This window comes from Ponticoccus sp. (in: a-proteobacteria) (genome assembly GCF_048381735.1).
On record NZ_JBLXGL010000004.1, the window covers coordinates 83,126 to 105,123 of the forward strand.

19 protein-coding genes, 1 tRNA gene and 2 riboswitches are annotated in these 21,998 nt (G+C 69.3%); of the genes, 7 read left to right on the forward strand and 13 right to left on the reverse strand.

Features of this window, described 5'->3' with window-relative positions; translation table 11 throughout:
* The 5 genes from ACN5KJ_RS09925 to ACN5KJ_RS09945 all read left to right on the forward strand — a co-directional run bounded on the left by ACN5KJ_RS09925 (position 1) and on the right by ACN5KJ_RS09945 (position 3,537).
* Positions 1-486 (forward strand): YIP1 family protein, encoded by a 486-nt coding sequence (locus ACN5KJ_RS09925; RefSeq protein WP_347165198.1) that lies wholly within the window; start codon positions 1-3, stop codon positions 484-486.
* Entirely contained in the window at positions 483-1,067 is a 585-nt protein-coding gene (locus ACN5KJ_RS09930; protein WP_418593686.1) for a YIP1 family protein, read from the forward strand. The genes ACN5KJ_RS09925 and ACN5KJ_RS09930 overlap by 4 nt, the downstream gene beginning before the upstream one ends.
* Positions 1,060-2,280, forward strand: a complete 1,221-nt coding sequence (locus ACN5KJ_RS09935; protein WP_418593687.1) for a cysteine desulfurase — start codon at positions 1,060-1,062, stop codon at positions 2,278-2,280. The genes ACN5KJ_RS09930 and ACN5KJ_RS09935 overlap by 8 nt, the downstream gene beginning before the upstream one ends.
* A 104-nt stretch (positions 2,281-2,384) precedes the next feature.
* Complete coding sequence (locus tag ACN5KJ_RS09940; protein WP_418593688.1) at positions 2,385-3,398, forward strand: methyltransferase; 1,014 nt, start codon at positions 2,385-2,387, stop codon at positions 3,396-3,398.
* Between the two features lie 62 nt (positions 3,399-3,460).
* Positions 3,461-3,537 (forward strand) — tRNA-Arg (locus ACN5KJ_RS09945).
* Positions 3,538-3,825: 288 nt separating this feature from the next.
* On the opposite strand, the gene pdxY is transcribed toward ACN5KJ_RS09945, so the two are convergent.
* Together pdxY and ACN5KJ_RS09955 are read right to left on the reverse strand one after the other, a co-directional pair.
* Complete coding sequence (gene pdxY, locus ACN5KJ_RS09950; protein ID WP_418593690.1) at positions 3,826-4,674, reverse strand: pyridoxal kinase; 849 nt, start codon at positions 4,672-4,674, stop codon at positions 3,826-3,828.
* Positions 4,671-5,357 carry an MOSC domain-containing protein gene (locus ACN5KJ_RS09955; RefSeq protein ID WP_418593691.1) on the reverse strand — a complete coding sequence of 229 codons (687 nt, stop codon included), beginning with the start codon at positions 5,355-5,357 and terminating at the stop codon, positions 4,671-4,673. Before ACN5KJ_RS09955 ends, pdxY begins: the two co-directional genes overlap by 4 nt.
* A 90-nt stretch (positions 5,358-5,447) precedes the next feature.
* Here ACN5KJ_RS09955 and ACN5KJ_RS09960 point away from each other — a divergent pair, with 90 nt between their 5' ends.
* The gene (locus ACN5KJ_RS09960) at positions 5,448-6,860 is read left to right on the forward strand and encodes a PLP-dependent aminotransferase family protein (protein ID WP_418593692.1); all 1,413 of its coding nucleotides are present in this window, start codon (positions 5,448-5,450) and stop codon (positions 6,858-6,860) included.
* Between the two features lies 1 nt (position 6,861).
* Here ACN5KJ_RS09960 and bioB read toward each other — a convergent pair whose 3' ends face one another.
* From bioB to ACN5KJ_RS09975, 3 genes are all read right to left on the reverse strand, one after another.
* Entirely contained in the window at positions 6,862-7,836 is a 975-nt protein-coding gene (gene bioB / locus ACN5KJ_RS09965) for a biotin synthase BioB (RefSeq protein ID WP_418593694.1), read from the reverse strand.
* The gene (locus tag ACN5KJ_RS09970; protein ID WP_418593696.1) at positions 7,833-8,390 is read right to left on the reverse strand and encodes a biotin transporter BioY; all 558 of its coding nucleotides are present in this window, start codon (positions 8,388-8,390) and stop codon (positions 7,833-7,835) included. The genes bioB and ACN5KJ_RS09970 overlap by 4 nt, the downstream gene beginning before the upstream one ends.
* 84 nt (positions 8,391-8,474) lie before the next feature.
* Positions 8,475-9,143, reverse strand: a complete 669-nt coding sequence (locus ACN5KJ_RS09975; protein WP_418593697.1) for a GntR family transcriptional regulator — start codon at positions 9,141-9,143, stop codon at positions 8,475-8,477.
* A 120-nt stretch (positions 9,144-9,263) separates the two neighbouring features.
* Positions 9,264-9,392: riboswitch (TPP riboswitch) on the forward strand.
* A gap of 100 nt (positions 9,393-9,492) precedes the next feature.
* Here ACN5KJ_RS09975 and thiC point away from each other — a divergent pair.
* A complete protein-coding gene (gene thiC / locus ACN5KJ_RS09980) occupies positions 9,493-11,295 on the forward strand; it encodes a phosphomethylpyrimidine synthase ThiC (protein WP_418593699.1) in 1,803 nt (600 codons plus the stop codon).
* A gap of 269 nt (positions 11,296-11,564) precedes the next feature.
* Here the strand turns inward: thiC and ACN5KJ_RS09985 are convergent, their stop codons facing one another.
* The 8 genes from ACN5KJ_RS09985 to ACN5KJ_RS10020 all read right to left on the reverse strand — a co-directional run bounded on the left by ACN5KJ_RS09985 (position 11,565) and on the right by ACN5KJ_RS10020 (position 21,785).
* Positions 11,565-12,029, reverse strand: a complete 465-nt coding sequence (locus tag ACN5KJ_RS09985; protein WP_418593701.1) for an NUDIX hydrolase — start codon at positions 12,027-12,029, stop codon at positions 11,565-11,567.
* 33 nt (positions 12,030-12,062) lie between these two features.
* Positions 12,063-12,198, reverse strand: a riboswitch (TPP riboswitch).
* Positions 12,199-12,398: 200 nt separating this feature from the next.
* Positions 12,399-13,946: a hypothetical protein gene (locus tag ACN5KJ_RS09990; RefSeq protein ID WP_418593703.1), complete on the reverse strand. Its 1,548-nt coding sequence runs from the start codon at positions 13,944-13,946 to the stop codon at positions 12,399-12,401.
* Entirely contained in the window at positions 13,943-14,629 is a 687-nt protein-coding gene (locus ACN5KJ_RS09995; RefSeq protein ID WP_418593705.1) for an ATP-binding cassette domain-containing protein, read from the reverse strand. The genes ACN5KJ_RS09990 and ACN5KJ_RS09995 overlap by 4 nt, the downstream gene beginning before the upstream one ends.
* The gene (locus tag ACN5KJ_RS10000) at positions 14,626-15,420 is read right to left on the reverse strand and encodes an ABC transporter permease (RefSeq protein WP_418593707.1); all 795 of its coding nucleotides are present in this window, start codon (positions 15,418-15,420) and stop codon (positions 14,626-14,628) included. The genes ACN5KJ_RS09995 and ACN5KJ_RS10000 overlap by 4 nt, the downstream gene beginning before the upstream one ends.
* Positions 15,421-15,424: 4 nt before the next feature.
* Positions 15,425-16,438, reverse strand: a complete 1,014-nt coding sequence (locus ACN5KJ_RS10005; protein WP_418593708.1) for an NAD-dependent epimerase/dehydratase family protein — start codon at positions 16,436-16,438, stop codon at positions 15,425-15,427.
* Positions 16,439-16,501: 63 nt separating this feature from the next.
* The gene (locus tag ACN5KJ_RS10010; protein ID WP_418593709.1) at positions 16,502-18,436 is read right to left on the reverse strand and encodes a glycosyltransferase; all 1,935 of its coding nucleotides are present in this window, start codon (positions 18,434-18,436) and stop codon (positions 16,502-16,504) included.
* 4 nt (positions 18,437-18,440) lie between these two features.
* A complete protein-coding gene (locus ACN5KJ_RS10015) occupies positions 18,441-20,399 on the reverse strand; it encodes a hypothetical protein (RefSeq protein ID WP_418593711.1) in 1,959 nt (652 codons plus the stop codon).
* Positions 20,400-20,420: 21 nt separating this feature from the next.
* Positions 20,421-21,785: a nucleotide sugar dehydrogenase gene (locus ACN5KJ_RS10020; RefSeq protein WP_418593713.1), complete on the reverse strand. Its 1,365-nt coding sequence runs from the start codon at positions 21,783-21,785 to the stop codon at positions 20,421-20,423.
* Positions 21,786-21,998: the final 213 nt, after the last annotated feature.

Sequence of the window (21,998 nt, forward strand, 5' to 3'; positions counted from 1 at the left end):
GTGTCTGTCACCACCGACATCGCGGCCAGCTTTCGCGGGCCGGGCGCGGTGCTGCGCCGCATCTTTGCGCAGCCCGCGTCCGAGGCGCGGGCGCTGGCCTTCCTCATGGGGGGCTGCGGCGTGATGTTCGTGGCCCGCTGGCCCGCGCTGGCGCGGCAGGCGCATCTGCAGGATCAGGACCTGAACATGCTCTTGGGCGGCACGCTGCTGGCGGTGGTCTTCTTCGTGCCGCTGATCCTCTACGCGCTGGCCTTTCTGGTGGCGCTGCTCGCCCGCGCCATGGGCAGCGGCATGACCGGCTACGGGTCTCGCGTGGCGCTGTTCTGGGCGCTGCTGGCGGCCTCTCCGCTGATGCTGCTGAACGGGCTGGTGGCGGGCTTCATCGGCCCCGGACCGGCGCTGACGCTGGTCGGCCTGCTCTGGGTCGTGGCCTTCGGGCTGTTCTGGATCAAGGGCCTGCGCATCGCGGCTGAGGTGGGCGCGTGAACCCGGCGGGCATCCTGTCGCTGGCCCTGCAGACCGTGGTCTCGCCGCGCGATGTCGCGCGGCTGCTGTTGTCGATCCGGCCGGGGGCAGAGGCGCTGTGGACCGCCTTCGCGCTGGTCGTGGTGCTGAACACGCTGGTCTTTTCGGCCTCGCATCTTCTGGCGCCCGTGCCGGTGCCGGGGGTTCTGGCCAATCCGGCGGTCTTCGCCGCGATGCAGGCCGCCGTCCTTGCCTCGACCATCGCCGCGCTGACATGGGTCGGCGGGCTGTTCGGCGGCACCGCGCGGCTGCGCGACATGGCGCTGCTGCTGATCTGGATGCAGGCGCTGCGGGTTCTGGCGCAGGCGCTCATGGCGCTGGTGCTGCCGCTGGCGCCGGTGCTGGGCACCGGGGTCTTCATGGCGATCACCGGGCTTGGCCTGTGGATCCTGCTGAATTTTATCGACGAGGCGCACGGGCTGGGCAGCCTGCTCAAGGCCGGTGCCGTCGCGGGGCTGGGCCTTCTGGCCATGGCCTTCGCGCTGTCGATCGTACTGGCCCTCGCGGGGGTCGATCCGAACGGGATGGCAATGAATGTATGACGTAGAAACGATCCGCCGCGACTTTCCGATCCTGTCGCGAGAGGTCAACGGCAAGCCGCTGGTCTACCTCGACAACGGTGCCTCGGCGCAGAAGCCGCAGGTCGTCATTGACGCGGTGACCAGGGGCTATGCCGAGGAATACGCCAACGTTCACAGGGGCTTGCACTATCTGTCAAACCTCGCGACCGAGAAATACGAGGGCGTGCGCGAGATCATCGCCCGCTTTCTTGGTGCCCCCGATCCCGAGGAAATCGTCTACACCACCGGCACCACCATGGGCATCAACATGGTCGCCTACGGCTGGGCCATGCCCCGGCTGGAACCCGGCGACGAGATCGTCCTGTCGGTGATGGAGCATCACGCCAATATCGTGCCCTGGCATTTCCTGCGCGAGCGGCAGGGCGTGGTGCTGAAGTGGGTCGACGTGGATTCGACCGGTGCGCTGGACCCGCAAAAGGTCATCGACGCCATCGGCCCGAAGACCAAGCTGGTCGCCGTCACCCATGTCTCGAACGTGCTGGGCACCGTGGTCGACGTCAAGGCGATCTGCGAGGGCGCCCGCGCCAAGGGGGTGCCGGTGCTGGTCGACGGCTCTCAGGCGGCGGTGCATATGCCGGTGAACATCCCCGAGATCGGTTGCGATTTCTACGCCATCACCGGGCACAAGCTTTACGGCCCCTCCGCCTCTGGCGCGATCTGGATGAGCAAGGCCCGCATGGCCGAGATGCGCCCCTTCATGGGCGGCGGCGACATGATCAAGGACGTGTCGAAGGACGAGGTCACCTACAACGACCCGCCGATGAAGTTCGAGGCGGGCACGCCGGGCATCGTCCAGCAGATCGGCCTTGGCGTCGCGCTGGAATACATGATGGGCCTCGGGATGGAAAACATTGCCGCCCACGAGGCCAGCCTGCGCGATTACGCCGTGCAGAAGCTGTCCGGCCTCAACTGGCTGTCGCTGCAGGGCACGACAGCGGACAAGGCGGCGATCTTCTCCTTCACGATGGAGGGGGCGGGCCATGCGCATGACATCTCGACCATCCTCGACAAGAAGGGGGTGGCGGTGCGCGCGGGCCATCACTGCGCCGGGCCGCTGATGGACCAGCTTGGCGTCACGGCGACCTGCCGCGCGTCGATGGGCCTGTACAACACCGAGGCCGAGATCGACACGCTGGTCGAGGCGCTGGAGCTGGCGCACGATCTCTTCGGCTGATCCGCGGGCAGCGGGGCGGTCCGTTTGCGACATCCGGGTGTCGTTTCTGGAAGATTGGGGTCGAATGCGCTAGGCAGGGGGTAAGCCAAGAACGGAGGGCCCCCATGGCAGCATTGGAAACGGCGGAACAGGTGTCCGACATCGCTTTCGGCTTCATGGGGTCCAAGGCGCTGTTCGCGGCGCTCGAGGTCGGGGTCTTCACCGAACTGTCCCGGCAGCCAAGCACCGCCGCGCAACTGGCCGAACGCACGGCGGTGGATGCCGACCGGGCAGAGACCCTGCTGACGGCGCTTGCAGGGCTGGGTCTTGTGGTGGGTGAGGCGGGCACCTACAGCAACGCCCCCGCCGCCGAGGCCTTTCTGGTCAAGGGCGCCAAGCATGATTTCGGCGACTACCTGCGGCTTCAGGTCGGGCGGCAGATGTACGGGCTGCTGGACCAGATCGACCATGCGCTGACCGACCGGCTGCCCGAGGATGCGACTGGCTCTTATGCCGAGTGGTTCTCGGACCCGGAACAGGCGCGGCTTTACTCCCGCTCGCAACACGCGGGCTCTCTGGGCCCCGCGCGGCAGGTGCTGCGGCGCGTCGACCTGTCCGGCGCGCATAGGCTGCTGGATCTGGGCGGCGGCACCGGGGCCTTTGCCATCACGCTCTGCGCTGCCAACCAGGGCCTGACGGCGACCATCGTCGACTTTCCCAATGTCGCGGCGCTGGGGCGCGACTACCTGGCAGAGGCCGGGCTGTCGGACCGCATCACCTATGTCGAGGGCAACGCGCTGGACTGCGACTGGCCGGGGGATCAGGACGTGGTGCTGATGTCCTATCTCTTTTCCGGCGTCCCCGGAGAGGCCCATGCCGGGCTGCTGCGGCAGGCCTACGATTCGCTTGCCCCGGGCGGGCGGCTTCTGCTGCACGATTTTGTCGTCCGCGCCGACCGCAGCGGGCCGAAGCTGGCGGCGCTCTGGCAGTTGCAGCACACCGCCTTCACGCCCCGCGCCCGCTCTCTTGACGCGGGATGGCTGGCCGAGGCGCTGACGGCTGCAGGCTTTACCGGGGTCGAGATCGACGACCTGATCCCCGAGATGACGATGCTGGCCGTCGCGCACAAGCCTGCCTGACGGAAGAACCCGTGGGAAAGCGTCTTGCGCAGGTCCGCGTTGCAGGTTAGACGACGGCGCAGGCACCCGTAGCTCAGCTGGATAGAGCGCTGCCCTCCGAAGGCAGAGGCCAGAGGTTCGAATCCTCTCGGGTGCGCCATTACCCCCGACAATCGATTATGCCGGATCCGCGCGCCTTCAACCCGGTGCGGGTGTGGCTTGGGCTGTGTGCCCTGGGGCCGGCCCGGGCGGTCCTGCATGCCGCATCCACCGGCAGTGGCGGCAAGGCTCAGGGATGCGGGTCGGCAGGCGCGCCAGATCGTCGGGCTGGGACGGATGAGACGGCAGTGGGCCAGCGCCCCCATCGGATCATGGTCCGGGGTCCGGGCCTCTGGTGGTCAAGGCAGGCGCCGCCCCGATCTGGCGGCGAGGTCCGCGTTCCCCGGCCTCAGCCGGACCCCAGCGACAGCAGCGCGCGGCGGAACTCGGGTTCGCTCAGCACCACCTCTCCCGCGCCAAGCGCCTTTGCGTGACGCAGGGCGCGGGCGGTCAGGGCCTGTGCCGTCTCGATGGCGCGGGGCACGGGAAGGCCGCGCCCGATGCCCGCGACCAGCAGCCCGGCAAAGAGATCGCCGGTGCCGGGCAGGGCGATCGGCAGGCGTTCGGTCGGGTGTCGGCTGGGGCCTTCAGGTCCCAGAAGCACGGTTTCGAGCATGCCTTGGCGGGTGTCGCCCAGCACGCAGCCGGTGGCGATCAGATGGGCGGCGGGGGCGATGTGAAGCGCCGCGCGCGCCGCCTGAAGATCGGCCAGCCCGCGGATCGGCAGCCCGGTCAGCCAGGCCAGCTCGAAGGGGTTCGGCGTGGCGATGTCGGCCATCGGCAGCAGCCGGTCGCGCATCACGCCGGCGATGGCCTCGGGGACGTAGAGACCCGGCCCCTCGTCGCCCATCACCGGGTCGCAGACATAGCGCAGGCGCGGGTTCGCGGCCTTCGCCTCGGCCACGAAATCCGCCACCATCTGGGCCACGTCGAGCGACCCGATATAGCCCGTGAGGATGTAATCCGCGCGCTCGGGCAGGCCGCGTTCGCGGGCGCCCTGCAGCAGGTCGGAAAAGAACTCGGGTGGCAGGGCGCGACCGCGCAGGGTCGGGTAGTCGGAGGTGTTCGAGAAGACAACGGTGGGGATCGCCGCCACCTCCAGCCCCGCCGCCTGCATCGGGAAAAGCGCCGCGGAATTGCCCACATGGCCAAGCACCACCTGGCTCTGGATCGAGATCACGAAGGGGGGCGGGGTCATGCGGTGCCGTCCAGTCTTGCGCTCCAGTCCTCGACCCGGCGGCTGTCCAGTCTGCGGACCGCATATTTGCGCCAGCCCTCGGCCAGCACGTCAAGCGCGGCGATGCCTTCGAGTTCGCCGAGGTTCATCCGGTCGACGTAAAGCGCATGCCAGAGCCGCCGCAGGGTCCAGTCCGGTGCCAGCCGGTCGAACAGCTCCAGCCGGTCGCCGGGGGCGACGGTGCCGGGCCGGAGCACGCGGTAATACCACCCGGTGCGCCCGGTCGCCTGCACCCGCCGCGCCATGTCGGGCAGGCCGAAGCGGTGGTTGAGCTTCCAGCAGGGTTGCCGCCCCTGCGAGACCTGCACCAGCGCGCTGCCCAGCCGGAAGGTGTCGCCCACGGCAACCTCGGCTTCGGTGAGCCCGGCGGTCGCGATATTCTCGCCGAACCCGCCGGGGGCGGCCAGCGGCGGCAGCGCGCCAAGGTCCGCGCGCCACTCGGCGTAATGGTCCTGCGGGTAATGGTGCACGGCCTTCTCGATGCCGCCATGCACCCGCCTGTCGGCCTGTTCGTCGCCCTCGAAACCTTCGGGACCCAGCGCCAGCGGGCGCACCACGCGGGTCTTGACGATGCCGCTGCGGGCCTCGCTGCCGGCAAGCGGAGCGACCGGGCCGGTCAGCAGGGTGATCGGAAAGACTGTCATCGGAGCCTCTTGCGTTTTTCCCCTCCTTGGCAAATCACTGGCCTATCTGGAAGTGCCAGTATGAAAGAGTTGGATAGGCCGGTTCTGGATATGCGTGAACCACTCGCCCTCGAGATAGAGCCGGGCTACGGCGGCCCGCTGTTCCTTGCCATTGCCGAGGCGATCACCCGCGACATCACCCGGGGGCGGCTGCGGCCCGGGGCGCGGTTGCCAGGCACGCGGGCTCTGGCCCGCGCGCTGGGGGTGCATCGCAACACGGTGGATGCGGCCTACCAGGAGCTGCTGACCCAGGGCTGGCTGCGGGCCGAACCGGCGCGGGGCACCTTTGTTGCGCAAGATCTGCCGCAGGCGATGCTGGCGCGCAGGCCCGCGCCCGCGCCGGTGGACCCGGTGGCGCCGCGCGCGGCGCTGGCCTTCACCGATGGCGCGCCCGACCCCAAGCTGGTGCCCGACAAGGCATTGGCCCGGGCCTTTCGCCGGGCGCTCTTGTCGCCCGCCTTTCGCGCCGGGGCGGATTATGGCGATGCGCGCGGCACGGCGTCGCTGCGCCACGCGCTGGCGGGCTATCTTGCCTCGGACCGGGGCGTGGTGGCGGATCCGTCGCGGTTGCTGATCGCGCGGGGCAGCCAGATGGCGCTGTTTCTGGCCGTGCGCGCGGCGCTGTCCCCGGGCGAGGTCATCGCGGTCGAGGAACCGGGCTATCCGCTGGCATGGGACGCCTTTCGCGCGGCGGGGGCCGAGGTGCGCGGCGTGCCGGTGGATGGCGGCGGCCTCAGGATCGATGCGCTGGAGGCGGCGCTGGCCCGCGACCCGCGCATCCGGGCGGTCTGTGTCACGCCGCATCACCAGTACCCGACGACCGTGACCATGGGCGCGGCGCGGCGGTTGCAACTGCTGGAACTGGCGCAGCGCCACGGGCTGACGCTGATCGAGGACGATTACGACCACGAATACCGCTTCGAGGGCCGCCCGGTGCTGCCGCTGGCCGCCCGTGCGCCCGAGGGGCTGCCGCTGATCTACGTGGGCTCGCTGTCCAAGCTGCTCTCGCCCGGCATCCGGCTGGGCTATGCGCTGGCGCCAGAGCCCTTGTTGACCCGCATGGTCGAGGCGCGGGCCGCCATCGACCGGCAGGGCGACGCGCCGATGGAGGCGGCGCTGGCGGAACTGATCCGGGAGGGCGATCTGGGGCGTCACGCCCGCAAGGCGCGGCGGGTCTACCGGGCGCGGCGGGATCTGCTGGCGGGGCTTTTGGCCGCGCGGCTGGCCGGGCGCGTCACCTTTGACCTGCCCGCCGGGGGCCTCGCGCTGTGGCTGCGCTGCGAGGCGGTGTCGGCCGAGGCCTGGGCCGAAGCCACCGGGCGGGCCGGGCTGGCGCTGCTGCCCGGCAGGCGCTTCGCGCTGGATGGCCCGGCGCCGCAGGCCTTCCGTCTGGGCTATGCGGCGCTGGACGAGGGGCAGATCGCCCGGGCGGTGGAGATCCTCGCCCGAAGCGTTCCGGCCTGACCTATTCCGCCGCCACCCGGGGCCGGGCTTCTGCGGGGGCGAAGTGCATCCCCAGCCGGGCAAGAAGGTCCTGATCCTTCCAGGCCGCCGGGTTGCCGGTGGTCAGCAGCTGGTCGCCCACGAAGATCGAGTTCGCCCCGGCGAGGAAGCACAGCGCCTGCACCTCGTCGCTCATGCCGGTGCGCCCGGCGGACAGGCGCAGGACCGAGGCCGGCATCAGGATGCGGGCCAGCGCCACCAGCCGCACCAGAGCGAAGGGATCGACCGCCTGCGCACGCGCCTGCACCGGCACGCCCTCGATCTCGTTCCACAGGTTCACCGGCACGCTGTCGGGATGCGCGGGCAGGGTGGCCAGCGTCACCAGCATGGCGATGCGGTCCTCTTCTGTCTCGCCCATGCCGAGGATACCGCCGCAGCAGACCTTGATGCCGCCCTTGCGGACCTGTTCGACCGTGTCGAGGCGGTCCTCCATCGTGCGGGTGCTGGCGATCTGGGCGTAATACTCGGGCGAGGTGTCGATATTGTGGTTGTAGAAATCCAGCCCCGCCGCCTTCAGCCGCGCGACCTGTCCGGGTGAAAGCATGCCCAGCGTCATGCAGGTTTCCAGCCCCAGATCCGCCACGCCCCGCACCATGTCGCAGAGCTTGTCCATGTCGCGGTCCTTGGGGCTGCGCCAGGCGGCCCCCATGCAGAAGCGTTGCGCGCCGGAGGCCTTGGCGCGTCTGGCGGCGGCCAGAACCGCGTCGGTCTCCATCAGCTTGGTCGCCCTCACCCCGGTGTCGTGAAAGGCCGATTGCGAGCAATAGCCGCAATCCTCGGGGCAGCCGCCGGTCTTGATGCTGAGCAGGCTGGCGGTCTCGATCGCATTGGGGTCGAAATGCTTGCGGTGCAGGGTCTGGGCGCGGTGCATCAGGTCGGCGAAGGGCAGGGCGTGGATCGCCCTGGCCTCCGCCATGGTCCAGTCGGTCCGGATCATTCTGCGCGGGCCCTGAGGCGCACAAGCGCGGTGATCAGCCCCGAGGCCAGCGCCAGCTTGACCAGATCGCCGAGGATGAAGGGCGTGAGTCCTGCTGCCAGCACGGAGGACGCCGGGACGAAACCGGCAAGCCAGGCGAGGCCGCAGGCATAGACCACCGTCAGGCCCGCCAGCATCGCAAGGAAGCGCCCGATCAGCCCGCGCCCCTGCGCCAGCCAGCCGGTCAGGGGCGCGCCCAGCAGGTAGCCCGCAAGATAGCCGCCGGTCGGCCCGGCCATATAGGCCAGCCCGATGCCGCGTTCCGGCGTGCCCGAGAAGACCGGCATCCCCAGGGCGCCCGCCGTCAGGTAGGTCGCCACCGCCGCGAGGCCCAGCCTTGGCCCCAGCGCGGCGGCGAGGAAGAACACCGCCAGCGTGTGCATGGTCATCGGCACCGGCCAGAAGGGGATCTGGATCTTGGCGCCGAGCGTGATCAGCGCCGCGCCGCCAAGCGCCAGCGCAAAGCCGCGTCCCAGCGCCGCAGGACGGGTCAGAGAAGGGGTGAGAAATGCCAAGGGTCTGTCCTCCGAAGATAGCTGTCAAGTCTATCTATAAATACGAGGATTGGGGGCGGTTCTGGCAATCGAGTTTATAGATAATTATCCGGGAATCTCGTAAGTCTCTCGGGCGTCAGCATTTTTCACCGCCGTTTTGCGCTTGCCGATCCAGCCGACATGGCGCGCCAGCGTGGCGCAGGCGAGGTCGGTCTGGCCCTTGCGCAGGGCGTCGAGAATGGCGCGGTGGTCGTGATCGGTGCGGGCCTCCCAGTCGCGCCGCCAGGCGGCAAAGAGGAAGCGGGCGCTGGCCGCCTGCAGGTCGTCAATGGTCCGCAGCAGCCGTGGCATCCGGCAGGGCGACAGGATCAGCCGGTGGAAGTGGCGGTTCGCCGCCTCCCATTCCCGGACCGTGCTGGCGCTGTCACCGTGGCGCGTAACCTCTTCTGCCTCCTGAAGAATAGCGCGCGTCATATTGGGCGCGGCATGGCGCAGGGCGAGGCTTTCGAGGCTGGACCGCATCTCGGCGACCTCGCGCAGTTCGGCCACGTCGAACTCGGTGACGCGAAAGCCGCGCCTTGGTTCGCTCTCGGCCAGTCCCTGGATCTGCAGCGCCCGGAAGGCCTCGCGCACGGGGACGTGGCTGGCGCCGAATTCCACGGCGACATGATCCTGCCGCAGCCGCGCGCCGGGCGGCAGCTCGCCCGAGATGATGCGGTCGGCAAGGATGCGGGCGATGCGCGCGGACTGTGTCTCTGAGGGGGCGTGTTTCATAAATTATAGATAATTCAGACCGCGCCGCTTGTCGACACCCGGATCGCAACGCGGTCTTGGCGGCGGAGAGGGGTCTTTGCCCGGGATGTTGACAAGGCTGCATTTGTCCCGCAGCTTGCCGCCACTCACCCGGGGGGTCTCGACAAGAGGCTGAGATACTGCTGGCCGGACGCCAAATCCGCGCAGCGCAGTGACCCGATGAACCTGATCCAGTTCACACTGGCGTAGGGATGGTGCACTGGCCGCGCGGGCGTCGATCACGGGATACGTGGCGGCGGAATCCGTCCCGGCAATCCCATTCGACGCGGAACTGGGTCTCCAACGCATTGAGCACTGGAGGCTCTGACCGATGAAAGACCTGACCCCAACCGTCACCACGGGCCCGCTGCCCGCCTCGCGCCGCGTCTGGCACGCGGGGCAAAGACACCCCGAGATCCGCGTGCCCATGCGCGAGATCGACCTGCATCCCACGGCGGGAGAGCCGCCCGTCACCGTCTACGACAGTTCCGGGCCCTACACCGACCCCGAGGCCGAGATCGCCATCGACCGGGGCCTGCCGCGCCTGCGCGCGGGCTGGATCGCGGCGCGCGGCGATACCCAGACCTACGCGGGGCGCGCCATCACCCCCGCCGACAACGGCTTTGCCGAGGGCACCCGGCTGGTGCCGGAATTCCCGCTGCGCCACGCCCCGCGCCGGGCCACGCAGGGCCGCGCCGTGACGCAGATGGCCTATGCCCGCGCCGGGATCGTCACGCCCGAGATGGAATTCGTCGCGATCCGGGAAAACCTCGGTCGCAAGGCGCAGGCCGAGGCCCTTGCCCGTGACGGCGAAAGCTTCGGCGCCGCGATCCCCGATTTCATCACGCCCGAGTTCGTCCGGGACGAGATCGCGCAGGGCCGTGCGATCATCCCCGCCAATATCAACCACCCCGAGGCCGAGCCCATGGCCATCGGGCGCAACTTCCTTGTGAAGATCAACGCCAATATCGGCAACTCCGCCGTGACCTCCTCGATGGCGGAAGAGGTGGAAAAGATGGTCTGGGCCACCCGCTGGGGCGCCGATACGGTCATGGACCTGTCGACGGGCCGCAACATCCACAACATCCGCGACTGGATCATCCGCAACAGCCCGGTGCCCATCGGCACGGTGCCGCTGTACCAGGCCTTGGAGAAGGTCGGCGGCATTGCCGAGGATCTGACCTGGGAGGTCTTCCGCGACACGCTGATCGAACAGGCCGAGCAGGGGGTGGATTACTTCACCATCCACGCGGGGGTCCGCTTGCACATGATCCCGATGACGGTGAACCGGGTGACGGGCATCGTGTCGCGCGGCGGCTCGATCATGGCCAAATGGTGCCTGCACCATCACCGCGAGAGCTTCCTCTATGAACATTTCGACGAGATCTGCGAGATCGCGCGCGCCTATGACGTGTCGTTCAGCCTTGGCGACGGGCTGCGCCCCGGCTCCATCGCGGATGCCAATGACGCGGCGCAGTTTGCCGAGCTGGAGACGCTGGGCGAGCTGACGCAGATCGCTTGGGCGAAGGACTGTCAGGTGATGATCGAGGGACCGGGCCATGTGCCCATGCACAAGATCAAGGCCAATATGGACAAGCAGTTGCAGGTCTGCGGCGAGGCGCCCTTTTACACGCTTGGGCCGCTGACCACCGATATCGCGCCGGGCTACGACCATATCACCAGCGGCATTGGCGCGGCGATGATCGGCTGGTTCGGCACGGCGATGCTGTGTTACGTGACGCCCAAGGAGCACCTCGGGCTGCCCGACCGGGACGATGTGAAGGTGGGCGTCATCACCTACAAGATCGCGGCCCATGCGGCGGATCTGGCCAAGGGCCACCCGGCGGCGCAGATCCGCGACGATGCCCTGAGCCGCGCGCGGTTCGAGTTCCGCTGGGAGGATCAGTTCAACCTCTCGCTCGATCCCGAAACCGCGCGGTCCATGCATGACGAGACCCTGCCGAAAGAGGCCCACAAGGTCGCGCATTTCTGTTCCATGTGCGGGCCGAAGTTCTGCTCGATGCGGATCAGCCACGACATCCGCGCCGAGGCGCAGAAGGACGGCATGGCGCGCATGGCCGAGAAGTTCCGCGAGGGCGGCAGGCTGTATCTGCCGGTGGAGGACAAGGCCTGAGCCGGACAGCGGAGGGCCCTTGACGGTCCTCTGCGTCACGCCCTGCATCGCCAGTGCCGTGGCCGGGAACTCCGCGGCCCCTGTTCTGGGGGTCGCGGGCGCCTCGCGGTGTCGGACCCGTGCGCGGCCAGACGCCCGGGTGCTGGGGCAGGCAAAGCGCACGACCGGCATCCGGGGCAGGGCCCCGGGTGTCCCGTCTCTGGCGGGCGTGACGCGGTCAGGCGGGTGCTCTCGGGCGCGGCCGGTTGCGGGGCCGGTGCCCGCGACGGTCAGGGTTTTGGCGATCCGGACGGCATCCGCGACATCAGCGCGGCGGCCTGTTCCGCGACCTCGGCCACGTCGAGGCTGAGGGCGAGGCCGGTGTCTTGCAGCGCATCCAGATCAACCCATCGCGCGTCCAGCGCGTCGTCCGCCGCAACCGGCTCTCCGGCGGTCCAGCGGCACAGCACGGCGATCAGGATGAAGTGCCGGCGCAGGGCGCCTGTCTCGTCGCGGTCGAAGGCATCGACGGCGGTGACCACGCGCAGCGGTTCGGCGGCGACGCCGGTTTCCTCGGCCAGTTCCCGGATCGCGGCCTCGAACAGGGTTTCGCCCTGATCGATCTTTCCGCCCGGGAAGCCCCAGAGCCCCGCGTCGGGCGGGTTTGCGCGGCGCACCAGAAGCACCTGCCTGTCGCGGATGACGGCGGCGATGGTCGCCGCAATCGGGCGTGGGGCTGTCGATGGTGCGGGCAAGGCGGCCTCGTCATTCTGGGGCCGGCAAGGGCAAGAGGGCGGTGCGATCCTGTCCCTTCGCCGGCATGATCCGGATCAGGTTCAAAGGGTCACCGCGCTGCCCAACGACCCTGCGACCGAAGCGCCAGCGATATCTCAGCCCCTTGTCGGGACACCCCTGGGTGGCCTTCAGCCTATCAGGTTGCTGCCCGAGTTCAACGCCACCCGCGCCGCCCGGGTCGGGGCGGAGGCCCGAGGGGCAGTTGCCGCAGGTCTTGCAAGGGCCGTTTGGCCAAGCGCGCCGGGGACGGCGCCCGGGATGGACGGGGGGCGGACTGCAAGCGCGCCGGTCCCGCGTTGCATGGCCCCGGCAGGGCCAGGCGGAGCGCGTCAGGGCCGCCGCGCGCCCGCTGTGGCGCCACGGCCCGACAGGATCACCGCCAGCAGGCCGATGCTGGCGATCAGAACCGTGAGGATCGTGCCGAAGCTGCGGGGATAGGCCGGAATGTCGTCCGTGTCCGGCTGCACGACCACCTGGAAGATGCTGCGGTTCAGCGCGGCTTCGCGGTTGGCGGCGATCTCGGCCTCGATCGCCTCGCGGACCGCTTCGCGCGCCAGCTCCAGTTCCAGCGCCGCGTCGTCGTATTCCGCCAGCATGGTGTTCAGGGGCGTCGCCGAGGTGCCTTCCGGTGCCACCAGCTGCTCGCGCTCTGTGCGGATCTGGGCGTCCAACTGCAGGGCCAGGGCCTCCAGATTGGCGGTCTGGCGGTTCTCGCCGACCCCGGCGATCTGCGCCTTCTGGATCTCGGTCCTTGTGCGGTAGGCCTCTTCCTCCAGCCCCCGGATGCGGGCGTAGATGTTCTCGACCCGCTGGCGCGGATCGACGTCCTGATAGCGCATTTGCAGGGTCAGAAGCCGGGCCTGTGCCTCGCGCACCTGTGCCTCTGCGCTTTCGCGCATCAGGGCGGCATCGGCGCGGCGCTGGTCGAACAGCGCCTGACCCAGCCGCGCGACCTGCGCTTCGGCGCTGGTCAGCACCGCCTCGGAGACGGCGATGGCGCGGTCCGGGTCGGGGGCGCGGACATAAAGCGTCAGCAGCCCGCTTTGCACGTCGACCGAGGTTTCCACGTAGCGGTCGAAACGCCCGTGCCGGGTGATCGACAGGGCGGGGATGTCGCGCAGGCGGCGCAGCGGGTCGACGGCGGGGCCGCTGACCTCGGTGACAAAGCCGGTCTGCGCTTCGAGATCCTGCATCAGGGCGCGGCTCTTGATGAAGGTGGCGGCGCGGAAGACGTCTTGCAGGTTGACCGGCTTCTCGCCGCCCAGAAGGCCCGCCTGCACGCTGTTGCCCGCGTCGCCCGGGCGGGTGATGGCGATGACCGAGCGCGCCTCGTAAAGCGGTGTGGCGATGACGCCAAGATAGAGCCCGGTCAGCAGGACCGGCAGCAGGGCAAGCGCGCCGAGAAGACGGAACCGGGGGCCGCGTGGCTCTGGCGGGAGGGTCCGGGCCGTCCCGGCCCGGGCGGCATCGAGGAAGGCCTGCGCCTCGGGTGCTGCCGGGGCGGGGGCGGTCCTTGCGCCCGGTGCATTCACGGAGTCGGCGCTTGCGGCAGGTGCCTTGGCGGCTGAGGCTTCGGGCGCGGCGGGCGCGGCGGGCGCGGCGGGCGCGGTGTTCCGCTCCGCTTTGGTCGCGTCGGGCGCCGGGGCCTGCGCCGTCTCTTCCGGCCCGGCGGGCGCATTGTCCGTTGCGCTGTCCGGGGGGGCGGCGCGTTCGGCCTCTGGCGCCCCGGCGTCCTGCGGTGCGGGTGCCGGGCGGGGGGCGTCCTCTGCCGTGGCGGAGTGGCCCAGCCGGGCGGCCTTGTCGGCGGCGGCGATGGCGGCGCGTTGTTCGCGCCATGCCGCGATGCGGTCCTCGTCGGTCTTGGCCGTTTGTGTCATGCCGCACCTCGTCCTTCTGCCAGTCGGCTGGCGGCTTCGAGTTCCAGCGCCTGCTGCGCCACGTCGAGATCGTCGCAGGGCACCAGCCGTCCCGCGATCAGCACCATGAAACGGTCGCACCAGATCTTCAGCTGGCGCGCGTTGCGCGACAGAAAGACCAGCGCGCCCTCGTCCAGCCGCTCGGCAAGGATCCGGTCGCAAAGCCTGCGGTGGTGCGGCTCTCCGACCGAGATCACCTCGTCGGCGATCCATGTCGCGGGGCCGGGCACGCAGAGCGCGCAGGCATAGGCCAGCGTCGCGCGTTGCGTCGGCGTCAGCGTCTTCATGCGCCGCCCGGCCAGACCGGCGATGCCGGTGAATTCGGTGCAGAAGCCGGTCACGTCGCGCGCGGACAGGCCGACGAGGCGGGCCAGGGTCGCGAGGTTCTCGGCGACGGTCAGTTCCGGGTGCAGGAAGCCCGCGAAGCCGATGGGCCAGCTGACGCGGCCCTGCCGCCGGACGCTGCCGCCATCGGGCCGGTCGATGCCCGAGAGGACGCGGGCCAGCGTGCTCTTGCCGCTGCCCGGCGCGGCGAGGATGCCCAGCCGGTCGCCGGGCGCAACCCGGAACGAGGCGCCCGACAGGATCACCCGGCGGTGCCGCAGGCCCGGCGTCATCAGGGTCATGTCGCGGACCTCGATCACGACATCCCCCGCAGCAGGCGGCGGTTCGTGGCGAAGCGTTCCAGCGGCAGCGAGGCAAGGTAGAATCCGGCGCCGATCAGCAGCGGATAGCGGGCATCGGCCATGGGGCTGTCGAAGCCGAGGAAATAGCCCTCGCGCAGCAGTTCGGTCACATGCAGGAAGGGGCTGTACCACATCAGGTCGCGCACCCCGGCGGGCAGTTCGGCGGCGATGTAGAAGACCCCCGACAGCCAGAAGAAGGGCCGCAGCGCCAGCGGCACGGTGCGCGCGAAGGTCTGCGACAGCTGGCCCGCGATGGCGGTGAAGCGGCCCACGCCCGCCCCCAGTGCCCAGGCCACCGCAAAGGCCCAGAGCACGCCGGGCAGCGAGGCGGGCAGGGCGGCGCCGAAGATCAGCGTCACGCCGCCGAAGATCAGCAGGGCCGAGACCGCGAGGTTGATCGCCTCCAGCAGCATGCCTGCCCAGAGGATCGTGTTGGTGTCTACGCCGGGCAGGGTGCGCATGTGGCGATGGGCGGGCAATATGCGCGATAGCGCGGTGACCGTCTGGCGAAAGGCCACGTAGGGCAGGATGCCGGTGGCCACGAAGATCTCCAGCCCCGCGTCGATGGGCGGGCGGCGGTCGAGGTAGACGAACAGCCCGACGATCAGGGCGATCCAGACCACCGGGTTGATATAGGCCCAGAGGTATCCAAGCGCGCCACCGGCAAAGCGGGTCCGCCGTTCGCGGTCGAGCAGGGCAAGGACCCGGCCCGGACCGCCCGGAGGCGCGATATGGAAGGCCTCGGCCAAACGGTCAGATCCTGTAGTATCCGCGATACCACTCGACGAATTGCCCGATGCCCTTGGCGACGGGGGTGTTCGGGCGGTAGCCGGTCAGCGCCTCCAGAAGGTCGGTGTCGGCCCATGTGGCGGGGACATCGCCCTTCTGCATCTCCATCATGTTCTTCTCGATGGTCATGCCAAGGGCCTTCTCGGTCTCGGTGATGAAATCCAAGAGCGCGACAGAGGCGCCGTTGCCGATGTTCAACGTGCGGAAGGGCGCCACCGGCGACAGGCTGTCCTTGGGGATGGGGGCGCCGCGACCCTCGACCAGCGGCGGCGGCGTGTCGACCAGCAGCCGGATCGCGTGCACGAGGTCACCGACATAGGTGAAATCGCGGTACATCTTGCCGTGGTTGTAGACATCGATGCTTTCCCCGGCGAGCGCGGCGCGCACGAACTTGAACAGCGCGAGGTCGGGCCGCCCGTAGGGGCCGTAGACCGTGAAGAAGCGGAACATGGTCGTCGGCAGCTTCCACAGGTGGGCATAGCTGTGCGCCATGGCCTCGTTGGCCTTCTTGGTGGCGGCGTAAAGCGTCAGCGGCAGGTCGGTCTTCTGGGTCTCGTCGAAGGGCATCTCGGTGTTGCCGCCGTAGACCGAAGAGGTCGAGGCCATCAGCAGGTGGTCGACCGCCCGTTCGCGCGCGCATTCCATCAGGTTGAAGGTGCCGACGAGGTTGCTGTCCACATAGGCGCGCGGGTTTTCGAGGCTGTAGCGCACGCCCGCCTGCGCGGCGAGGTGGACGATCACCTGCGGGTCGGCCTCGGCGACGGCCTTCGACAGGGTCTCCATGTCCTCCAGCATGCCGATCACGCAGCGAAAGCGCGGGTTCTCGCAAAGGATGCGGTGACGTTCCTCTTTCAGCGAGACGTCGTAGTAGTCGGTCATGCCGTCGTAGCCGACCACGTCAAAGCCCTCGTCCAGCAGGTGCCGGGCCAGATGAAAGCCGATGAATCCGGCGGTGCCGGTTACGAAAACGGTGGTCATGTCTACTGCCTGCTCGTCTTGCTGGCCGGCTTTGCGCCGGTTGTGAGGGGCTTTGCGCCCTTGTCAGCGCGGATTTTCGAAGAGTTCGGCGGTCCGGTCAAGGATTGTCTCGACCGAGAAGCGATCAATAGAGTGCGCCATGGCCAAAGCGCCATAGCGCGCCAGCCGGTCCGGGTCGTCCAGCATCTGGGCCAGACGGGTGTCGAGTTCCTCTTCGGGCAGGGTTTCCGCATCCGACAGGATGGTGCCGGTGACGCCCTGTTCCACCACCTCGTCGGTGCCGCCGGCGGGGGTGGCCAGAACCGGGGTGCCGACCAGCTGCGCCTCGATCAGCACGTTGGGCAGGCCCTCCATCGCGGCGAGGTGCATCAGCAGGTCGGCGCGGTGCATGTAGAATCCCACCTTGCTGCGGATCCCCAGCGCGAAGACGCGGTCCTGCAGGCCCAGCTCGGCGATCTTCGCCTGAGCGTCGGGAAACAGCCCGCCGGACCCCAGCATGACAAAGCGCGTGTCGTCGCGTTTGGCAAGGTAGCGGGCGGCGGCCTCGATCCAGCGCAGCGGGCGCTTGTTCTCGTCGAAGCGGAAGACCCCGACCACGGTGCGGGTGCAGGGGGCAGAGCGTTCGAGGATGTCGAACCAGGCGGCGCGGTCCTCGTCGTCGCCCTCGGGCGGCATGACCTTCACGGCATTGGGAATGACCTGCACGGTGCCGGGGGCAAGGTTCAGCCAGTCCTCGTAGGCGGTGGCCGCCTTCTGGCTGTTGGCGGTGAAGGTGACATGCGGCATGGCCGCCAGCGCCTTGTAGAGCACCGGCAGTTCCGGGCGCCAGAAGTTCGGGCGCAGGTTCGGCGGCAGCCCCCGGAAAGAGGTCACGATGCGCGGCACCCCGGCCAACACGGCGGCGATGGCGGATTGCACGATGCCGCCGTCCTGCCAGAGATAGGCGACCTCTGTCCGGTGCGCGCGGAAGGCCTGAAGCAACTGGCAGGTGTGGCGCTTGACGTCCGGGGCCAGCAGCGACAGCAGGTCGCGCAGGTCCGGGGTCAGGCCGTCCAGCGCCGCGACGGCGATCTCCTTCTCCTCGGAAAAGACGCGGGTCGGCACACCGGCCTCGGCCAGCATCGGGCGGTAGAAATCAGAGCCGGTGGCGGGGTTGGCGTGCTTGACCCAGACCTCGGGCAGCGGGTCGCCCACCAGCGCGGCGCGGTCGAGGAAGGCGCAGGCGATCCGGGTCATCTGGCGCTCTGCGCCGCCGGTGCCCAACTGGCCGGAGAAGAACACCATCCGCCGCGCGCGGTTCAGCGGGCGCCGCGCGGGCGCGCGGGCGAAGATGGCGTCGATGGCCGCTGCCGATTGCTCCAAGTCGTACCGTCCCATCATCTCTGCCTGTGCCTCGACCCGCGCCAGCAGGTCCTGCGAGGCCGCGCCCATGCGGTCCCGCCCGTGCACCGCATCTGCCACTTTGGCGGCTTCGGGGAAACGCGATTGTTCGGCCAGGGCCTTGATGTAGTCCATGCGGATGGCGCGGTCGGTCGTATGCAGGACCGAGAGCGTTGACCAAAGCTGATCCAGTTCGGCCCAGGCCTTCAGCTCGATCAGGCCGGGCAGGGCGATGCGCGCCTGCGGCAGCGCCCGCCAGCAATCCGGGTAATGGCGCGCGATGCGGGCAAGGCCCTCGTCCACACGACCGTCGCGGCGCAGCCAGCGCATCAGCATGCGCAGCGCCAGCGGGTCTTGCGGGAACCGCTCTTGCAGGGCGCTCCAGACCGCGCGCATGTCCTTTTCGCGGCGCAGGCGTTCCATCAGAAGGCCCGAGGCCAGCGCAAGGTGGCGGTCGGCGCGGAACCGGTCCAGCAGCGGTTCCAGCTGCGTCAGAACCTCTTCGGCCATGGCGGGCGAGGATACGCCCCGGGCCAGGTCGAAGATCTGCTGCGACGCGCCGGGGGGCAGCGGCGGCGCGCTGTGCGAGAAGTCCAGTTTTTCCGCCAGTGAGGTCATGGCGTCACGCGCAGGCCGGAAGGGCGTCGCGAAGCCTGAGGGCCTCGGCTGCCAGTCGGGGGTTGTCATCCGCAAGCGACAGAACGCGGCCCGCGGCCTGCAGGGCAAGGGCTTCGTCGCGGGCGCGGCGGGCCGCGCGCATGACCAGAACCCAAAGCGTCAGCCGGTCCGGCATCGCTCTGGTGGCGGCAAGCCCGGCTTCGGCGGCCTCGGCGGTGCGGCCCCGGGCCAGCAGCAGCCGCGCGCGCCAGAGGTCGAATTCTGCGCGGGTATCGGGCAGGGCGGTCACCTCGGCGCCCAGAGCCTCCAGCGCGGGCAGGTCGCCCGCCTTGCCCAGCCCGCGAATGCGGGTCACCAGATCGGTGCGGGCCTCGCGCAGCGCGTGGCGCAGGGCGGCGTTGCGCGGATCGGTCTGCGCCAGCCGGGCCAGCGCTTGGGCGCGGTCCCGGGCGGTGTCCAGCGCCAGCGCCTCGGCCAGCCATGCCTCGATCACCGCGTTCAGCGCGGCGTCGCGGATGCGTCCCGGCCCCTGCGCCTTGCGCCAGTGGGCCACGGCGGGTGCGGCGGCGACACCGGCCTGCCCGGCGATCCGGGCCAGGGTGGCGCCGGGCAGATCTGCCGCGATCAGCGTGGGCAGGCAGGGTGCGGGGCGCCGCAGGGCGCGGGCGATGCCCTCGGGCATCAGGGCCTCTTGCACCCGGGCAATCAGCGCCGGGTCCAGACGGCCCGCAAGAGAGAGTGCGTGGTCCTGCACCAGTCCGGCCAGAACGGTGGCGGGGCGGCGCGCCTGCGGTGTCTGGCGCAGGGCGGCGCAGGCAAGGCGCGCGGCCTGCGGCAAGGCCCCGGCCTCATGGGCCGCAAGGGCAAGATCGGTAAGCAGATCGCAGGGCAGGTCGTCGCGCCGGTCCAGCAGGGCGGCGGCCCCGTCGAAGCACCCCAGCGCGGCGGCGCGGCGCATCCACGCCACGGGGTCGGCTCCGGCATCGCCCAGATCGGACTGGGCCAGGGCCCTGTCGGCCCGAAGCGCGTCCAGCGCGGCGCGGGCGGCGGGGAAGCGGTCAGAGACCCGGGCCAGCCGCGTGCAGGCGTCGTTCAGGTCGCCGCGTTCTATCGCCGCCTCGACCTGCGCGACAAAGGGCTCGGGCCGGGTCGCGGTCAGCGCCTCGGTGCGCGGCGCGATGGTGGTGCGCATCCACTCGGCCATCAGCGCGCGGGCGAAGGCCTCGGTGAAATGGGCAAGGCTGGTGCTGTCGTCCTCGATGGCGCGGGGCTGGCCGAATTCCACCATCAGCTCCGTCGGGTTGCAGCAGGGCAGACCCAGCGCCGCGCATTCCTCGGCGACCATGTCGATCAGCCCGGCGCGCGAGCGGATCGGCAGGCCGTCCGGTTTCACCGCGTTCACATGCGTCACCACCAAGAGGTCCGGCAGCAACGACGCCAGCGTCTGAAGGTCGGCGCGCAGGCTGTCGCGGGTCACCAGGCTGCGGCGGATGCGGGCCAGCAGCTTTGACTGCGCGCGTTGTTCGGCGGTGGCGGACCACGCGCTGTCGAGGAAGGCGGCGGTGGCGGGCTCGTCCCCGGCATCCGCCAGATCCCAGAAGGCGGCGGCGCGGGTACTGTCCGACAGGAACTCGGGGAAGGCCGAGCGCAGGTAGTTCAACTGGATCGACACGCCGTCGACGGTCAGCTCCTTGGCCGAGGCGATCTCGACCAGGTAGAGGTCCGACATCTCGGGCGGCTGTGCACCCAGCGTCTCGCGGTCGTGAGAGCGGCAGACCAGCGGCCAGAGGTCGGCGGGGATCTCGGCCTCGCCGCGCAGGAACCGCGCCATCTGCACCGCCTCGGCGGGAGAGTGGCAGTAGCCGTAGCTGCGCGTCAGGTTCAGGCGCACCCCGTGGGTGGCCTGCCCCATCCGCAGCGGCGTGGTGATCCGGCAGGATCCGATTGGCGTGACGGTGAACATCGGCTCAGGCCCCACCCGTGCTTACAGCGACCAGTAGGTCAGGGTGCCGGGCAGGGGCGTCTTGCGGAAGACCGCCTTGACGTCCATCAGCACACCGCCCTCGCGGATGCGCCGGAAAAAGCCTTTGTCCTCGATGTACTCGCGATGCGCGGTGGCCAGGATCATCATGTCGAGATCGTTGAAATCGGCATTGTCGGTCAGTTCGATGCCGTAATGCGCGGCCTCGGCGGCGTCGCATTGCGGGTCGTGCATGACCGGTTGCAGGCCGTAGCCGCGCAGCACCTCGATCAGCTCCAGCGTCTTCGAGTTGCGCAGGTCGGGCACGTCTTCCTTGAAGGTGATGCCGCAGATGCCCACGCGCTTGCCGGCAAGGTCGCCGCCCTGCTTGATCAGGAAGCGCAGCGCCGCGTCGGCCACATGGCGCACCATGCTTTCATTGGTGCGGCGCCCGGCCATGATCAGCTGCGGGTTGTGGCCCAGCCGTTCGGCCAGCGCGGCGAGGTAATAGGGATCGACGCCGATGCAGTGCCCGCCGACAAGGCCGGGGGTCATCCTGACGAAGTTCCACTTGGTCGAGGCGGCCTCGATCACGTCATGGGTGTTCACGCCGATCTTGTCGCAGATCATCGACATCTCGTTCATCAGGGCGATGTTCACGTCGCGCTGGGTGTTTTCCAGCACCTTGGCGGCCTCGGCCACCTTGATGCTGGGGGCGGCGTGTAGGCCCGCGTCGATGACCGAGGCATAAAGGCTGCGGATGCGTTCCAGCGTCTCGGCGCTGTCGCCCGAGATCACCTTGACCACATTGGCGACGGTGTTGACCTTGTCGCCGGGGTTGATGCGCTCGGGGCTGTAGCCCAGCCCGAAGTCGGTGCCGCAGGTCAGGCCCGAGAGGCGTTCGAGGATCGGCGCGCAGATTTCTTCGGTGGCGCCCGGGTAGACGGTGGATTCGAAGACCACCAGGTCTCCCTTGCTCAGGCAGGGGCCGACCGTCTCGCAGGCCGAGATCAGCGGACCGAGGTCGGGCTGGTTCGAGGCGTTGATCGGCGTCGGCACGGTCACGATGTAGAAAGAGGCCTTGGCGATGCTGCGGCGATCGGCGCTGGCCTTGAGCCCGCAGGTGCGCAGCGTCAGGGCGTCGACCTCGTTCGAGCCGTCGATGCCGTTCTTGATCTCTGCCACGCGGCGGGTCGAGATGTCGAACCCCGCGACCTCTTCGAAGCGGCGGGCCAGGCGCACCGCCAGCGGCAGGCCGACGTAGCCAAGGCCGATCACCGCCACCCGTTCCGCGGTGGATTTGATCGTTTCGTTATCGGCGACAAGCTGTAGCCGCGTGACCCTTGCGTCCCGGTTGAGGCGCGTTTCCTGAAGCGATTTCGAGACCATCTGCCCTACCTTTTATTGGTTCTTGCAATCATTAATGGCGGGCAAAAATGGCGAAAATTTGCACGAAACCTGAAAGATTCAGGGCTGTGGAAACGGACTGCTTCCAGGTTGGGAACAATCGAACTGTGGCAGGGTCAAAATGCGTTTAGTGCATTGAATTAAAATTGATTTCTCAGGGATCTCGCCGGAGCTTCCTGCGGAGCGGACCGCAAA

Coding starts and splice junctions, on each gene's coding strand:
- ACN5KJ_RS09935 (WP_418593687.1), top strand. CDS start 1,060: ATGTATGACGTAGAAACGATCCGCCGCGACTTTCCGATCCTGTCGCGA.
- ACN5KJ_RS09940 (WP_418593688.1), top strand. CDS start 2,385: ATGGCAGCATTGGAAACGGCGGAACAGGTGTCCGACATCGCTTTCGGC.
- pdxY (WP_418593690.1), bottom strand. CDS start 4,674: ATGACCCCGCCCCCCTTCGTGATCTCGATCCAGAGCCAGGTGGTGCTT.
- ACN5KJ_RS09955 (WP_418593691.1), bottom strand. CDS start 5,357: ATGACAGTCTTTCCGATCACCCTGCTGACCGGCCCGGTCGCTCCGCTT.
- ACN5KJ_RS09960 (WP_418593692.1), top strand. CDS start 5,448: ATGCGTGAACCACTCGCCCTCGAGATAGAGCCGGGCTACGGCGGCCCG.
- bioB (WP_418593694.1), bottom strand. CDS start 7,836: ATGATCCGGACCGACTGGACCATGGCGGAGGCCAGGGCGATCCACGCC.
- ACN5KJ_RS09975 (WP_418593697.1), bottom strand. CDS start 9,143: ATGAAACACGCCCCCTCAGAGACACAGTCCGCGCGCATCGCCCGCATC.
- thiC (WP_418593699.1), top strand. CDS start 9,493: ATGAAAGACCTGACCCCAACCGTCACCACGGGCCCGCTGCCCGCCTCG.
- ACN5KJ_RS09990 (WP_418593703.1), bottom strand. CDS start 13,946: ATGACACAAACGGCCAAGACCGACGAGGACCGCATCGCGGCATGGCGC.
- ACN5KJ_RS10005 (WP_418593708.1), bottom strand. CDS start 16,438: ATGACCACCGTTTTCGTAACCGGCACCGCCGGATTCATCGGCTTTCAT.
- ACN5KJ_RS10010 (WP_418593709.1), bottom strand. CDS start 18,436: ATGACCTCACTGGCGGAAAAACTGGACTTCTCGCACAGCGCGCCGCCG.
- ACN5KJ_RS10015 (WP_418593711.1), bottom strand. CDS start 20,399: ATGTTCACCGTCACGCCAATCGGATCCTGCCGGATCACCACGCCGCTG.
- ACN5KJ_RS10020 (WP_418593713.1), bottom strand. CDS start 21,785: ATGGTCTCGAAATCGCTTCAGGAAACGCGCCTCAACCGGGACGCAAGG.